Raw genomic sequence first — 14,955 nt, 5'->3', positions numbered from 1 at the left:
GCGATTGAATGGATGGGTCCGGCCATGGTGATCAAAAATCTGCCAGCGAAGCTCTTGATAACTGGAATCCTGGGCATCTGCTCTGGAGGGTGTGGTTCGTCGACCGACGATACCAGCGGAGGGACGACGAGCAGCAGCTCCGGCGGCGCGGCGTCGAGCGGTTCCGTCGGAGCGACAGGCACGGGCGGCGACGCCGGGGTGGGCGGCGCGGGCGGCGGAACCACCGCGGGCAGCGGAACCACGGGAACCGGTGGCGCTGAGGAGACGGGCAGCGGCGGCAGCGGCGGCGCTGGCGGGATGCCCGGCACTGGCGGCGGCAACAACGGCAGCGAGGAGGCGACGATCGTCCCCGATCCGTCGTGGACCTGCGGGATGCCGAACGGCATTCCGCTCCCCACGCGCGGCGAGCTCGTCCTCCGGGCGACGCTCCAGCTCGGCGCGACCCACGATGTCGGGACCACCCAGTTCGGACACCGCCGCCTCCTCGACGTGAAGGGGGGCACGCTCACGGGCGACAAGATCCAGGCCACGGTCCTCACCGGCGGCATGGACCTCGAGCTCACGCTGTCGAACGGATCCGTCGAGCTCGAGGAGATCAACATCCTGAAAGCGAGCGATGGCACCAGCATCTTGATGCGGACCTGCGGCGTGGCCGCCGCCGGCGATGACGTCGTCCGGATCGTCCCGGACTTCGAGGTCCCCAACTCGAGCTCGCTCGCGTGGCTCAACACCGGGAAGTTCGCGGGCACCCGTGTCGTCGACGCCGCGGCGGGCACGATCCAGCTCGACATCTACGACATCAGCGAGGTGGCCGCCGGAGAGCCGAAGATCCAGCTCAAGGATCCCGCGGGCGTCCCGAACCAAACGTGGGAGTGCTCGACGGCGACAGGAGCGAAGGGCTCGAGCGTCTTCACCGAGTCCGTCACGCTCGGCGCATCCGTGTCTGTCGGCGCGAGCAAGCGTGGCACGCGCAACATCATTCCCATCACCGGGGGCACGGTCACCGGCGGAATGCTGCTGAGCGGCCTGTCGGGCTCGGTGCTCCCCGGAGGCGCGGATTACCAGCTCATCGGGGCGACCACGGTGCTGGACGCCAGGTACGCGCTGTCCTCGAAGGACGGCGAGGTCATCGTGGTGAGGAACTGCGGACCGTTCGGCGCGCTCGTGCCTGTCTTCGAGACGCGCGCGGACGGCCCCTATGCGATCCTCAACACGAAGCAGTATGTGAGCTCCGACCCGGGCGGCGCGGCGGGGGGCGGGGTGAGCCTCACCTTCTACGAGCGCAAATAGAACAGCAGCGGCGCGGTGACAGCGCCGCGTCCGGGTGGCAGGGGCGCGACGACCACGGAATCGGGCGTCTCGGGTAACGCTACCAGGGCCTCGGGATGTGGTCGGCCATCGCCTCCGACGTCTTTCGCGCGGCGCGGACCGCCGCGAGCCAGTGGACCTGGTCCGGGGCGCCGTCCCACGGCGGCGCCTCGCGCCAGCGCGCGTCCCAGTACTCGCGCGCGGCCGCCTCGGCCGTCGCGAGCTCGCTCTCGTCCTCGGGCGCGTCCTCGACGCGATCCGCGAAGGCCAGCCATGGTTTCGCGTCGTCGTGGAATGGCCTCAACGAGGGTGGCGCAGGCTCCCCGTCGAGGATTCCGTCGCTGCTCCGGAGATAGGCCTCGTAGGCGCTCTGCGCCACCGCGTCGCGCCGGTGGACGGTGACCCAGTGCGCGCACGTCTCGCGGTACGCCTCGGCCCACGCGCGATCCTCCTCCGGCACGTCCTCGCGCCACGCGCTCGCGTGGAGCTCGCGCAGGGCCTGCTGGCTCGCCTCCACGTCCTCGCGACTCGCGCCGCTCGCGCGCCATGCGGCCACGAGGGCTCGCTCGCGAGCTGCGCTCGGTCCCATCAAGTTCGCCTCCGCCTGCTGGCGGTACCAGTGATAGGGAGGATCCACCATCCGGGGGATGTTCCTCTTCGTGGAGAAGGGTCTCTCGCTTCGTCCCAGCCGGAAGCCCCGCTGGAAGGCGCGGAGCGCCTCGGGGCCGTGGCCCTGGGCCACATCGTCGGCCGTCAGCAGCTTCCAGAGATAGGTCCTGTCCAGGCGCGCGAGCGCCTCGGCCTCCGTGGTGGGCTTTCGCTCGAGAGCCCCATAACCGGCGACGAACGCGCGCTTCACGGCGCCGATCAGCATCGGCCACGGCGGGGCGGCTCTGCCGTCGACCCAGTGGTGGAACTCTTTCCGGTGCGCCTCGGCCCACGCGCGATCCTCCTCCTCTGACAGATCGTCTCGCCATGCCGCGCCGCACACCTCGCCCAGGTTCTGGAGGTAGGACTTCCATTTTCGTGGGTCCTTGGTCCTGAACATGACCGACCCATTGCCCGCCTCGTGCACGACGAGATGACGTTTCACGGTTGATCCCCGCCAGGAGGGTCCATGGGCTCTCCGCCCGTAGGGAACGAGTCGGACGGTCTGGGAGGGCATCCCCAGCCCTCCCCTGCGCCGAGCGGGCAGAGGAGCGGCGCGAACCGAGGAATAGCCCACCCTGGAGGCGGCCCCGGAAGGGTGATCATGGCTTGGATGATATCATCCGACTCGATCGCATCTATATCGACCATCTTCGGATCCAGCTTCTCGGGCTCGTATCGAAAATCCCACACGTACTTGCACTCGATGTCGGTGTACGCGGGCAGCAACTTCTCGATCTCCCTCTTCGCGTCAGGGACGACCCACGACGCAAATTCTTCGGCGCAAAAGAGATAGTTCGGAAGATCGGGCTTCTCCCTGAGACAGCGGAGCATATCCGCCACGGTGATGTCCTTATTTGGACGATCGTACCATCCGCTCCACAGCCCACCCTCGTTGTCGCGGCACACTACCTTGCCCACCTGGTCGTTCTCGTCCCTTGTCTCCAACCATTCCTTCGCCAGCTCGTGCATGGTCCAGCGCTTCATCTGCATCAGGTTGTCGTGCGGCAGCATCGCGATCTGACGTCTCAGCTCCGCGCGATCTTCTGGGTCCACGATCGAGCAGCCGACGACGAGCGGAACGAGCACCGCGACACACAGACGTCTCATACGCCCCCTCCAGCGTGTGACGCACGCTACACCGCGCCGCATCGCCGGACAAGACGTCCCGGGGGGCCGTACAGCGTGAGCGGCAAGACTCCCCTTCTGAGCGCGGCGCCCGCAACGTCGGCCTTCGTGGTCCCCTCACCTGCGGCGACGACGGCAATCACCAGGCTCAACGGCGCTCCGTGGCCCAGCGTCACCCATGACTGCTTGCCGCGGGGACGAAATCGAAGGCCGCGCGTTCACCTACAGAGCAGACATTCGCTGTCGTTCCCCGCGAACGCTACCCCCCGAGCACCTCGTCATAGAGGTCCTCGTACGCGCGCGCCATGCGGTCGATCCCGAACCGCTCCATCACCCGCGCCCGCCCGCGCAACCCCATCTCCGCGCGATCATCCCGCACGGCCACCGCCTCGAGCGCGGCCGCCAGGGTCTCCGGCGCTCCAGCCGGCACCAGCAGCCCTGTCTCTCCATCCACCACGATCTCCGGATTGCCCCCCACCCGCGTCGCGACGATCGGCAACCCCGCCGCCGCCGCCTCGATGAGCGTCAGCGAGATCCCCTCCGTCAATGACGCGAGCGCGAACACGTCGAACGCCGGCAACAGCTCCGCCACGTCCCCGCGCGTCCCCGTGAACGTCACCGCCCCGCCGAGCCCGAGCCGCTCCGCCTGCGCCTCGAGCGCAGGCCGCCGCGGGCCGTCGCCGATCAGCGTCAGATGCGCGTCGGGCCGCGTCGCGCGGAGCCGCGCGAAGGCGTCGAGCAGCGTCGCGTGATCCTTCTCCGGCGACAGCCGCGCGACACACCCAACGTGGTAGCCCGTCGCCGGCACCCCGAGCCGCGCCCGCGCCGCGCCCGCGTCGCCCGGCCGGAACACGTCCGTGTCCACGCCGTTCAAGATCGTCACGACCTTGGCCGGGTCGACGTGCTCCACCTCGAGCGCGACCGCCCGCGAGTCGTCGCTCACCGCCACAACCCGGTCCGTGAGCGCCGCGGCCAGCCGGTTGACCAGCACCTTCCGCTTCTGCTTCGGGTAGTTGCGCCCGTGCTTCGTGTGGATGACGCGCGGCCCGCCGCCGCCAGGGAGCGCCGCCGCCCGCAGGAGGCCCGCCGCGAGCGCGCCATAGAGGTGCGGCCCCGGGTTGTGCGTGTGCACGAGCCTGATCCCCTCGCGCCGCAGCCACGCCGAGAGCCGCAACGGCAGCCCCGGGTCGAGGCCGGGCTTCCGCGAGAGCACCACGAGCGGCACGCCGAGCCGCGCCAGCTCCTCGGCCAGCGCGCCGGGCTCCTGGAGCGCGCACACCACCGGCGCGAACCGGTCGCGCGCCATCCTGTCGAGCAGCCGGAGCACCACCCGCTCGAGCCCACCCACGTTGAGCGAGAGCACGACGTGGGCGACCTTCACGGGCCGGCCCGGCGCGGCAGACGGCGCCGGCCGGACCCCGGACGCTCCGATCATGCCGCGGCCCCGCGGCCGAACTCGATCGGCACCTCGGTCATGGTGAAGCGGAACTTCCCCCCCGAGGTGACCGGGATGTCGCTGACGAGCTGGACCCGGATGTCCGCCCGCTCCCCGAGGAACCGGCGCAGATCGCGCTCGATGGCCTGCGACGTCTCCGGCCCGTACCCCTCGCCAGGGATGATCTTGATCGTGATCGCCCGCGTCTTGTCCTGGTGGACCTGATACCGCTCCACCGTCGGGTTGTCCTTGAAGAAGTAGGGGAAGAACACGGACGAGAGGAGCTGGCCGTCCGTCCCGACGATCATGTCGAGCACCCGCCCCTCGACCGAGGCGAGCAGCGGCAACCCGCGGCCGCACGAGCAGGCCTTGTCGGCCGCGACCACCACATCCTCGTTCTTGTAACGCAGCAGCGGCATCGACCGGCACACGAGATCGCTCAGGATCACCTCGCCCGGCTCGCCGGGCCGCGCGTGCCGGCCGCCGTGCACCACCTCGAGGAAGACGTTCTCGATGTTGAGGTGCTTGCCCTCGTGGCGCTCACACTCCGCGCCGATCAGCATCATCTCCCTGCACCCATAGCGGTCGTAGACCGGCGCCTGGAACGCCCGCTCGATCACCTCGCGCTGGTGAGGGAAGAGCCGCTCCGCCGTCGCGATGATCCCCCTCGGCGTGGGCAGCCGGTGCCCCGTCTCGAGCGCATAGCGCGCCGTGTAGTAGAGAGGGCTCGTGTACCCCACAACGAGGTTCGGCTGGTAGCGCCGGATCTCGTCCACCACCCCCGCGAGCCGCTCCTCCGCCAGGTTCCACGCGCTGACCGTCTTCTTCCGGATCAGCGCCTCATGCAGCGTGCGCTTCGCCTTCTTCCAGCGGGGCTCCAGGGTCGGAATCCCCCAGATGTACAGCTCCTTGTCCCCGATCCGGCCGCCAGCCCACGCGTCGGAGCGCAGGGCCGCGGCGCTCCTACACTCGTACGTCGCGTGATCGTAAAAGAAGCGCGCCGGCTCTCCGGTCGATCCGCCCGTACCGCTCCTGAAGAGCTTGCCGCGCCACCCATCCGCGATGAGCTCGCTGCCGTGCGCGCGGAGATCGGCTTTGGTCAAAACCGGAAAGCGCGCGAGATCCTCGGGCGCGTGAACGTCCTTGACCCGCACCCCGTATTCGGCGAAGCGGCGCCGGTAGAAGGGCACGCTCTGCTCGGCGAAGCGGAGGGCCGCCAGCATCTTTCTCCAGTTGAGCTCCCTGAGCTCGCGCTCCGGACGCCACTGGGACCGCTCCAGCTCCCCCAGGTAGGCCAGCGTGGCTCTCCCTCGGAGTTTCGTCTCGTAAAACGGAAAGAGCACGTTCCGAAAGAGGGCTGAATACATGGCTGCTGAGGATTCTTTCGAACCTCGGCCACACAGTCAAGCAGCCGCGGCCGGGTCGCCGCTTCCCCACGCGCGCGCGCCACCCAAGCCCCACCCGCGCCCCGCGCCCCCCTACATGTTGCGCACGCCACGCCACCCGCGGCCACGATTGGTTACCGCGGAGATGGCGTGAGTGAACTGCTTATGACAGCGGCGCGGCTCAGCTCGATCCGCTCACCGCGGCGCGGTGACACGCGCGCTGCGCATCCCCCTCGCCCTCCGGAGCAGCCGGGCGAGCCAGCACACATGAGCTCTTCCGTCCGCAGCGCGGCCGGGACTCGGCGCCTCACTGCAGCGTCGGCTCCGCTTCTTGCTGCCAGAGCGCCGCCAGCGCGAACGTCTTGGCGTTCTCCGGCACGGCCTGGCAAAAGCTCTGCCGCCGCGCCGGGTCCTGAATCCATTGCGCCCGCGCGACGAGCCGCTGCATCGCCACCGTGATCGCCTCGCGCGCCGCCTCGTGGTGGCCGCAGGCGCGGAGCGACTCGGCGTACACGAGCCGGATCTGCGCCTCGCCCTCCTCCGTCCCGCCGACCGACACGAGCAGCCCGAGCCCGCGCCGGGCCGCCTCGAGCGCGGCCTCTGCCCGGCCCTGCTCGAGCAGCACCCGCGCGCGCACCGAGAGCGCGTGCGCCTGGAGCGTCGGCACGTGCGCCAGCATCGCCACGGCCGCGCCCGCCTCGTTGTCCGCCGCGTCGAGGTCGCCGAGCCGCGTCAGGATCGCCGCGAGGTACGCCCGCGACCGCGCCTCCTGCCGCCGGTTCGCCTGCGCCACGAAGGCGTCGATCGCCTCGGCCGTGGCCGCGCGCGCCGCGCCGAGATCGCCCTGCTGGATCCAGAGCAGGCCCTGGTTCTGCTTGGCGAACGCCGCCACGTTGTAGAGCCCGAGCCGCCCCGCCTCCGCGAGCGCGTCGCGCAGCTCGGCCTCGGCGCGGCCGTACACCCCGAGCTGGAGCAGGCAGTGCGCCGCGTTCACGCGGCTCAGGCACGCGTTCCTGAGGTCGCCGGTCTGGAGGTAGGCGGGGATGCTCTGCTCCGTGCACGCGAGCGACGCCGCAGGGTCGCCGTAGCAGAGCGCCCGCGACGCCCGGAGCGCGTGGATGCGCGCGGCCACCGCCGCGTCGCGCTCGGCGAGCGGCATCGCCACCCGGGAGAGCTCCTGCACGATCTCCTCCGCCGCGGCGTACTGGCCCCCGTGCAGGAGCGACCCGGCGATGCGCGCCAGCGCGCTCACGGAGGCGCCGGTCGCCTCCGCGACGTCGACCCACGAGCCGCGGTCCCCGCTGCCGGGGCCGGCCCCCCGGAGCTCCTCGACGAGATCCGCGAGCCGGTCGCCCATGCCGAGGCGCACGCGCATCGACGCGGCCTCCCCGGCCGCCGCGTACCAGAGCGCGCTCTTCCGGGGGAAGCCCCGCATCGCCATGACGGCGCACCGCTCGGCCTGGGAGGCCTCGCCGAGCCACTTGTGCGCCTCGGCCTGGACGAGGCGCAGCGCCGCGAAGAACTCCCCGTCCACGTCGGCGCTCGCGGCCCCCTGCTCGGCCCGCTGGATCGCGGCGCGGAAGTCGTTCGCCCCGAGCGCCTGCTCCGCCGCGCGCCGGAACCAGACGACCGCGCGCTCCGCGTCGCCGCCGCGCTCGAAGTGGTCCGCCAGCAGCGCCGCGTCGCGCTCGCCGGCCGCGTCCAGCCACTCGCCGGCGAGCAGGTGGCCGAGCGCGCGATCCTCGTCCGTGAGCGTCGCGTACGCCGCCTCGCGCACGAGCGCGTGCCGGAACGCGTACTCGTGCTCGCTCCGGAACTTGCCCTCGCCCCGCCGCGCGATGAGCTCGCGATCGACGAGCACCGCGAGCCACCCGTCCACCTGGGGGGCGCGGCGCTCGCCGCCGAGCAGCGCCATCAGCCCCCCGCGCCAGAACTTCTGGCCGAACACGCTCGCGGCCCGGAGCACCCGCCGCGCCTCGCCGTCGAGCGACTCGAGGCGGGCCTGCACCATCGACAGCACCGTCTCGGGGAGCGCCTCGGTCCGGCCCGAGGCAGCGGCGCGGATGAGCTCTTCCAGGTAGAACGCGTTGCCCCCGGCCCGCTCGCACAGGCGCGCGCAGAGGTCGGGCGTCACGGCGTCGCCGAGCACCTCGCGCACGAGCCGCTCGCTCCCCCGCCGCCCGATCTCGCGCAGCCGGAGCTCCTGGACGCCGCGCGAGACCCACACCTTCGGGAAGACGGTCTCGACCTCCGGCCGCGCCAGCGCGAGCACCATGAGCGGCTGGTCGCGGAGCGCGAGGGCCGCGTCGATGAGCTTCACCGTGGGCACGTCGCCCCACTGGAGGTCCTCGAGCACGAGGAGCACCGGCTCGGCCCGGCACTCGGCGAGCACGAAGTCCTCGAAGGCGCGGCGGATCTGGTCGCCCATGAGCATCGGGTCGCTCCGCGCGGCGCGCAGCTCCACCCGGCCCTCGTCGGAGAAGCGGATCCGCGCCACCTCGCCGAGGAACTCGGTCACGCGGTCGAGGTCGGCGCCGCTCACGTACCGGCCCACGCGGGCGCGGAGGCGCTGCTCGCGGACCTCCTGCGGCTCGCCGCCCGAGAGCCCGGCCTCGCGGCGGAGCATCTGGCGCAGCATCCCGAAGGGCGAGCCGGCGCTCATCGGGTCGGCGTGGCCGAGCCAGACCTGCACCCGCTCCTTGCGCTCCTCGACGCGGCGCAGGAACTCGTAGCGCAGCCGGCTCTTGCCGAGCCCCGCGGGCGCCGTGATGAGCACCGCGCGCGCCGTCGGCTCGGAGAGGCACTCGTCGAGCACGGCGTCGAGGATGGCGAGCTCGTGGTCGCGCCCCACGAACGGCGTCGTGCGCCCGAGCAGCGTCCGCGCGGCCTCGACGAGATCGCGCTCGGCGCGCAGCACGAGGCCTGTCGCGTCGCCGCCGACCTCGAAGCGGGCGTCGAGCAGGCCGGCCATCACCTCGTCGAGGCGGATCGACCCGCCGTCGGCGCGGTCGAGCAGCCGCACGGCGCGGTCGATGGTGGGCCCCATCGGGAGCTGGTCGTCGGCGGAGCCGCGGCCGGCGACCAGCGCCATCTGCACGCCGGGCAGGAGGTCCCGCACCTCGAGCGCGCACCGCGCCGCGCGGGCGGCCTGGTCCGTGATGAGGCCGCGCCCCTCGAGCGTGATGAGCAGGAGCCCGTCGCTCGACGTTGGCAGCGTCTGCAGCGCCCCGCCGAAGCGCGACGCCACGCGCTTCACCTCGTCCTCCGGGACGGTGCGCGCGAGGGGCATCGTCATCGGGAGCGTCATCGGCATGGTGGGCCCCTGCCACGAGGGGACCTCCGGCGCGCCCACGCGCGCGAGCATCAGGCACAGCGTGCGCCGCTCGCCGGTCGTGAGCGCGCTCGCGCGCCGGCTCGCGGGCGCGGGGGGGGTGCTCTTGATCTCGCCGACGCGGAGCAGCTCGAGGGCCACGGCGGCGCCGTTCGCGGGCCGCTCCGCCGGGGCCTTGGCGAGCATGCGCGCCACGGCGATGTCGACGTTCTCGGGGATGTCGGCGCGCAGGTCGCGGAGGCGCGGCGCCTCGTCGAGCACGACACGGAGGAGGGCTGTGTGGATGTCGTCGCCGACGAACGGCGGGCGCCCGGTGAGGCAGTGGAACAGGACGCAGCCGAGCGCGAACACGTCGGCCTGGGTCCCGACGTCGCGCTCGCCGCGCGCCTGCTCCGGCGCCATGTAGAACGGCGTGCCCATGACGACGCCGGTCATCGTGAGCGGAGCCAGCGACGTGAGGCGGGCGATGCCGAAGTCGAGGAGCTTGGCCTGCTCGACCGACTTGTCGACGAGGTACAGGTTGCTCGGCTTGAGGTCGCGGTGGACGACGTTGTGGCGGTGCGCCTCGGCGAGCGCCTCGGCGACCCGGAGGCCGAGCGTGACGCTCTCGGCGATGGTAAGCCCGCGCCGGCGCAGCCGGTCGCCGAGGCTCTCGCCCTCGAGCCACTCGAGCGCGAGCCAGGGCTCGCCGCTCTCCGTGGCGCCCTGCGCGATGTACCGGACGATGCCGGGGTGCCGCAGCTCGGCGAGCACCTGCGCCTCGCGCGCGAAGCGCTCGCCGTGCTCGAGGCCGCGGCCCGACATGACCTTGAGCGCCGCCGTCTCACCCGTGTGCCGGTCGAGGGCGCGGTAGACGGAGCCCATCCCGCCCGACCCGGCGAGGCGCTCGATCAAGAAGCGGTCGGCGACGATGTCCCCGGGTTTCATCGGGACGGCGAGTATCACACGGAGCCCCGTGGGAGAGGCCAGATCCCGGCAAACCCCGGCGACGAACCCGCGGCAGGGCGCCGGCGAGCCGGCTCACGCCCCACGGCCAAGGTGTGATAGGGTGCGCGCTATGTCTGCGCTAGTTCTGCCCTCCGTCGAGCTGCTTTCGCCGTACGAGACGGGCAAGCCGCTCGATGAGCTCGCGCGCGAGCTCGGCGTGACGGACGCCGTGAAGCTCGCCTCGAACGAGAACCCGCTCGGCCCGAGCCCGCGCGCCCTCGAGGCGGCGCGCCGGGCGCTCGAGAGCGTGCACCTCTACCCGGACGGGGCGGCCTACCGGCTTCGCGAGCGGCTCGCGGCGGTCCACGGCGTCACGATGGGCGAGATCGTCCAGGGAAACGGCTCGAACGAGCTGCTCGACCTGATCGTGCACGCCTTCGCGACGCCCGGGTCGCACATCGTGTTCGCCGACCCGGCCTTCGTCGTCTACAAGCTCGCCGCGCTCGCCTACGGCGTCCCGTTCACGGCCGTGCCGCTGCGCGACCAGCGGCACGACCTCGAGGCCATGGCCGCGGCCGTCACGCCGAAGACGCGGCTCCTGTTCATCGCGAACCCGAACAACCCGACGGGCACGCACGTGGGCCGCGCCGCGGTCGAGCGCCTGCTCAGGGAGCTCCCGCCCGAGGTGATCGTGGTCATGGACGAGGCGTACATCCAGTACACGGACGCGCCGGACTTCCCGGACTCCATGCGCCTCCGCGGGCTCCGCGAGCGGCTGCTCGTGCTCCGCACCTTCTCGAAGATCTACGGCCTGGCGGGCTTCCGCGTCGGCTACGCCGTGGGCCCGGTTCAGCTCATCGACTACCTGAACCGGGTGCGCGCGCCGTTCAACGTGAGCGCGCTGGCGCAGGCGGCCGCCGTCGCGGCGCTCGACGACGCCGAGCACGTCGAGAAGAGCCGCGCGCTGAACCTCCGCGAGCGCGACCGGCTCACGCGCGAGCTCACGGGGCTCGGGCTGTCGGTGGCGCCGAGCCAGGCGAACTTCGTGCTCGTGGACGTCGGGCGGCCGGCGCGCGCCGTGTACGACGCCTTGCTCCGGAAGGGCGTCATCGTGCGGCCCTTCGGCAACCTGCCGACCAGCCTTCGGGTGACCATCGGCACCGAGCGCGAGAACCAGCGATTCCTCGACAGCCTGTCCGAAGTGCTGGCCTGACCCGGCGAGCGGCGCGCTACCAGCGCCTCGCCTCCGGCGGCGCGCAGCCCACTGCAGCGCGCAGCATGCCGCCGAGGCGCAGCGGCACGAGCGCGATGAGCTCGCGCTCCTCCGCAGCTCCGGGGCGCGCCGAGAGAAAATAGCGCAGCGACGGGTTCTCGTGGACGTGCAGGAAGTCGCAGCCGCCCGCCGGCTCGGCCGCCGCCTGCCCGACCTCGAAGACGAACGGGCTGCCTCGATCGTTCGCCTCCGGGTCGAACGAGGAGGCGAGCCTGGACATGAGCTCGTCCGCGCCCTCCGGCGGGCTCGTGCGCGCGATGTCGACGAAGCGCGAGAACAGCGCATAGCTCGACGGATGAGCCACCGAGCACAGGCAAAACACGGGGCGACCCGGGTGGGCGAGCATGTACCGGATCAGGCGCAAAAGAACGTGGCGGAGGACGTCATCGTCGCCGACGTGCTCGCCGAGCGCCCCGGACTCGCCGCGGAAGATCGCGATCTGCGCGCCGGAGGGCTCCGGATCCATGATCTGGACCGCGAAATAGCCGGTGATCTGGCCGCCGGCGCCCCTCTGGACCACGACGGCGCCGTGCTCCGCGCCAGCGTCGATGACGTGGGTGGCGAAGCTCTTCTCCCGCTGTGCGCCCTCGAAGATCACGCGGCGTAAGCCATAGAGCTCGTCGATGAGACGCTGTCTCTGATCCGGCGACATCTCACGTGGAACAAGAACCTCGACGGAGCTCTGGTCTTTCATTGGATCCTCCATGCCTGCCCATCCCATCGCCAACCTTGGCCACGGACGGCGGTTGGCCGGGCACCGTCAGCGTCGTTCACGCGGTCGGCGCCGGCGCGATCAGCGCCAACACATCCAGCAATGCTGGTGCCACCGGTGCGAGAAGCAGCGATGACGCCACCGTCCTCTCCTCACCGCCGGCCGTGCGAACCTGAAGGCCGATCGCGGCGCGTCCGCTTGCTTCGCCGGACCCCACAGCAGGACGGGTGAGGCCCGCGGGCATCAGCCCCGCAGGCATCAGGAACGCTGGAGGACCGCGCGACCGAGCCATCCATGCGACGAGACGCTCGCGGCGCGCCGCCCTCGACGCCTCGTGACCTGCGGCCGCGAGCGCGATTGCCCGCTGGCAAGCGGTGCTTTACGGTCGCGCCCAATGAACCGCATGCGTCGAGCTCGCCTCTTCCGCCTTCCTTCCGCGCTCGCGCTTGCCTGCGGAGCCCTGCTCGCCTGCGCCGCGTGCTCCGGCAGCGGCGGCGCGCCGATCAAGGCGCCGGCCACAGCGCAGGGCGAGGCGCCCGCGCCCGCGCCGCAGGGCGAGGCGCCCATCGCGCCGAGCCAGGCCTCGCCCGGGCCCGCAGCGCCCTCGACCGACTTCCTGGGAAAGCGGCCGGCCACCTCGCTGCTCTCGGGTCGCCTCGCGGTGCGGCTGCCCGAGGGAGCGCGGATCGAGGCGCGCGCGCATTCGGTCATGGCCGCGGCGGAGCCGGACGAAGAGGAGACCCGCGTCGTGCTTGACGCCGGCGATGAGCGCTTCGTGATGATGGCCTCCGAGCTCTTCGCGCTTGGCGGCAAGGACCCCGAGGGCGGCGTGCGCGCCGCGATGGCCGCGGACTTCCCCGGGGGCAGCGCCACGGTGGAGCCGCTCCGCCTGTCCGACGAGCAGCTCAGGGCCTGGGCCGTGTTCCCTGGAAGCACGAATCGCGGCAGCGTCGCGATCCCGGTGCTCGGCCTGTACGTCCTGCACCCGGACGGCTTCGTTCAGAGGCTCGCCTTCTACGTCAATCCTCCGGCCGCGAAGGCCGCGGCGGGCTGCAGCGCGCTCGCGGCCGGCGCGGGCGATCTGCCGGAGGCGCCCGGCGAGCTGCCCCGCTGCACGGCCTTCGCGCGCGCGATCGCCGCCACCGTGAGCGCGGGGCCGCGGCGCATCGATGCGGGCGGAGGAGAGCGCGCCATCAAGGGACAGGGCAGCGAGGACAGCTTCCTCGTGAAGGTCCCGGCAGGCGCGAGCACCGCCCTGCAGCGCGGCCCGGACTTCACGGTGCACCGCGTGCGATTGCCCGCGGAGCTCGGCGCGCCGCAGTCCGCGATAGGCATCTATGTCGGTGATCACCCGTCGTTCCAGTACAACCAGAACGAGGCGAAGGTGACCCCCACGCGCAGGCCAGGCAAGGTGTTCGGAAAGGCGATGAGCTGGCAAGTCTGGCCCATGAGCCCCACGCGCGTCATGGCGGAGGCGATCCTGCCGCACCCGAAGATCAAGGGCCTGATGGTGCACCTCTTCGCCGGCGCGGCGGACGACAAGGCGCTCGCGCCGCTGCTCGACGTCGCTGCCTCGCTGCGGGTGCCCTAAGGCCCCGCGCCGCTGCCGAGACGCGGCCCCGGCGCGAAGCGGATCGGCAGGCGCGTCGGGCCGTGCACGTGGATCGCCCGGCGCGGCTCCCACGGCGCGTCGCTCGCGAGCGTGAGGCCACCGAGCCGCGCGACGAGATCCGCCAGCGCTACCCTGGCCTCGAGGCGCGAGAGCGGCGCCCCGATACAGAAGTGAATGCCGTGCCCGAACGCGATGTGCGGGTTGGGATCCCGCGCGATGTCGAAGCGGCCAGGATCGCGAAATTGCTCTGGATCTCGGTTGGCGGAGCCGATCATCGCCAGCACCGCCTTGCCGGCCGGGATCACCTGGCCGTGCACCGCGACATCGCGCCTCGTCACGCGGAACATCGCCTGGACCGGCGAGCGGTAGCGCAGGACCTCCTCGATCGCGGAGGGCAGCAGATCGGGCGCGGCCCGGAGGCGGGCGAGCTCGTCCGGGTTCTCGAGGAAGCACAGCATGGCATTGCCGATCAGGTTCGTTGTCGTCTCGTGGCCGGCCACGAGGAGGAGCTGGAAGAAGCCCAGGATCTCGTCCTCGTTCAACCGCTCTCCGTCCACCTCGGCCTCGACGAGCCTGGTCAGGAGATCATCCTCCGGCGCTGCCCGCCGCTGCGCGACGAGGCCTCTCAGGTAGGCCTGCATCTCGGCCGTCACCGCGGTGAACTCGTCGAGCGCCCGGGCTGCCTCCTCGCTGCCGGAGACGGTATAACTGAGGTCCAGGATCGCGTCGCTCCAGCGCTTGAACCGCGGCTGGTCCGCCGCCGGGGCGCCGAGCATCTCGGCGATCACCAGGAGGGGGAGCGGGACCGCGTAGTCCTCGGCGACGTCCATCTGGCCGCTCTCGATCGTCCGGTCCAGGAGCTCGCGCGACAGCCGGCGGATGCGCGGCTCGAGCCCCGCGACGGCGCGCGGGGTGAAGGCCCGCGTGATGAGGGCGCGCAGCTTGGTGTGGCGCGGAGGGTCCGAGAAGATGAGCCACTCGGCGGTCCTTGTGCCCGGCGGCGACACGACCGAGCTGAACGCGTCGTGATCGTGGAGCGCCCGCTTCACGCCCTCGTGATCGAAGATCAGCCACGAGTCGGACGGCGGGTAGTGGAGCACGGGAGTGCGGCTCCGGAGCTGGTCGTACACGGGGTAAGGGTTTCGGCGCATCTCTTCCGAGAACAGGTTCATCGCTCACCACCTCCAGCGGTGGCC

At 71.8% G+C, this 14,955-nt stretch carries 10 protein-coding genes; 3 read left to right on the top strand and 7 right to left on the bottom strand.

The genetic code is table 11. From position 1 onward, the window contains the following. Positions 1-24 precede the first annotated feature (24 nt). Positions 25-1,290 carry a DUF3237 domain-containing protein gene (locus WME97_RS47745; protein WP_437547755.1) on the top strand — a complete coding sequence of 422 codons (1,266 nt, stop codon included), beginning with the start codon at positions 25-27 and terminating at the stop codon, positions 1,288-1,290. 79 nt (positions 1,291-1,369) lie between these two features. On the opposite strand, the gene WME97_RS47740 is transcribed toward WME97_RS47745, so the two are convergent. The 5 genes from WME97_RS47740 to WME97_RS47720 form a co-directional block, all read right to left on the bottom strand. After that, a complete protein-coding gene (locus tag WME97_RS47740; protein WP_437547754.1) occupies positions 1,370-2,401 on the bottom strand; it encodes a hypothetical protein in 1,032 nt (343 codons plus the stop codon). Further along, entirely contained in the window at positions 2,398-3,066 is a 669-nt protein-coding gene (locus tag WME97_RS47735) for a hypothetical protein (RefSeq protein WP_437547753.1), read from the bottom strand. The genes WME97_RS47740 and WME97_RS47735 overlap by 4 nt, the downstream gene beginning before the upstream one ends. Before the next feature lie 277 nt (positions 3,067-3,343). Continuing rightward, entirely contained in the window at positions 3,344-4,519 is a 1,176-nt protein-coding gene (locus WME97_RS47730; protein WP_437547752.1) for a glycosyltransferase family 4 protein, read from the bottom strand. After that, complete coding sequence (locus WME97_RS47725; RefSeq protein WP_437547751.1) at positions 4,516-5,886, bottom strand: phenylacetate--CoA ligase family protein; 1,371 nt, start codon at positions 5,884-5,886, stop codon at positions 4,516-4,518. Before WME97_RS47725 ends, WME97_RS47730 begins: the two co-directional genes overlap by 4 nt. Before the next feature lie 325 nt (positions 5,887-6,211). Next, positions 6,212-10,162: a protein kinase domain-containing protein gene (locus WME97_RS47720; RefSeq protein WP_437547750.1), complete on the bottom strand. Its 3,951-nt coding sequence runs from the start codon at positions 10,160-10,162 to the stop codon at positions 6,212-6,214. Between the two features lie 130 nt (positions 10,163-10,292). Here WME97_RS47720 and hisC point away from each other — a divergent pair, with 130 nt between their 5' ends. Next, complete coding sequence (gene hisC / locus WME97_RS47715; RefSeq protein WP_437547749.1) at positions 10,293-11,375, top strand: histidinol-phosphate transaminase; 1,083 nt, start codon at positions 10,293-10,295, stop codon at positions 11,373-11,375. Positions 11,376-11,391: 16 nt separating this feature from the next. On the opposite strand, the gene WME97_RS47710 is transcribed toward hisC, so the two are convergent. Further along, complete coding sequence (locus tag WME97_RS47710; protein WP_437547748.1) at positions 11,392-12,129, bottom strand: hypothetical protein; 738 nt, start codon at positions 12,127-12,129, stop codon at positions 11,392-11,394. A 421-nt stretch (positions 12,130-12,550) separates the two neighbouring features. On the opposite strand from WME97_RS47710, the gene WME97_RS47705 reads away from it, so the two are divergent. After that, positions 12,551-13,738 carry a hypothetical protein gene (locus tag WME97_RS47705; RefSeq protein ID WP_437547747.1) on the top strand — a complete coding sequence of 396 codons (1,188 nt, stop codon included), beginning with the start codon at positions 12,551-12,553 and terminating at the stop codon, positions 13,736-13,738. Here the strand turns inward: WME97_RS47705 and WME97_RS47700 are convergent. Beyond that, entirely contained in the window at positions 13,735-14,931 is a 1,197-nt protein-coding gene (locus WME97_RS47700; protein ID WP_437547746.1) for a cytochrome P450, read from the bottom strand. The two genes, WME97_RS47705 and WME97_RS47700, sit on opposite strands and share 4 nt — an antisense overlap. Positions 14,932-14,955 lie beyond the last annotated feature (24 nt).

Source organism: Sorangium sp. So ce367, from assembly GCF_051520455.1.
Taxonomy (GTDB): Bacteria; Myxococcota_A; Polyangia; order Polyangiales; family Polyangiaceae; genus Sorangium; species Sorangium cellulosum_B.
Note: the sequence above shows the minus strand (reverse complement) of the source record. Positions and strands in the feature narration are given on the sequence as shown.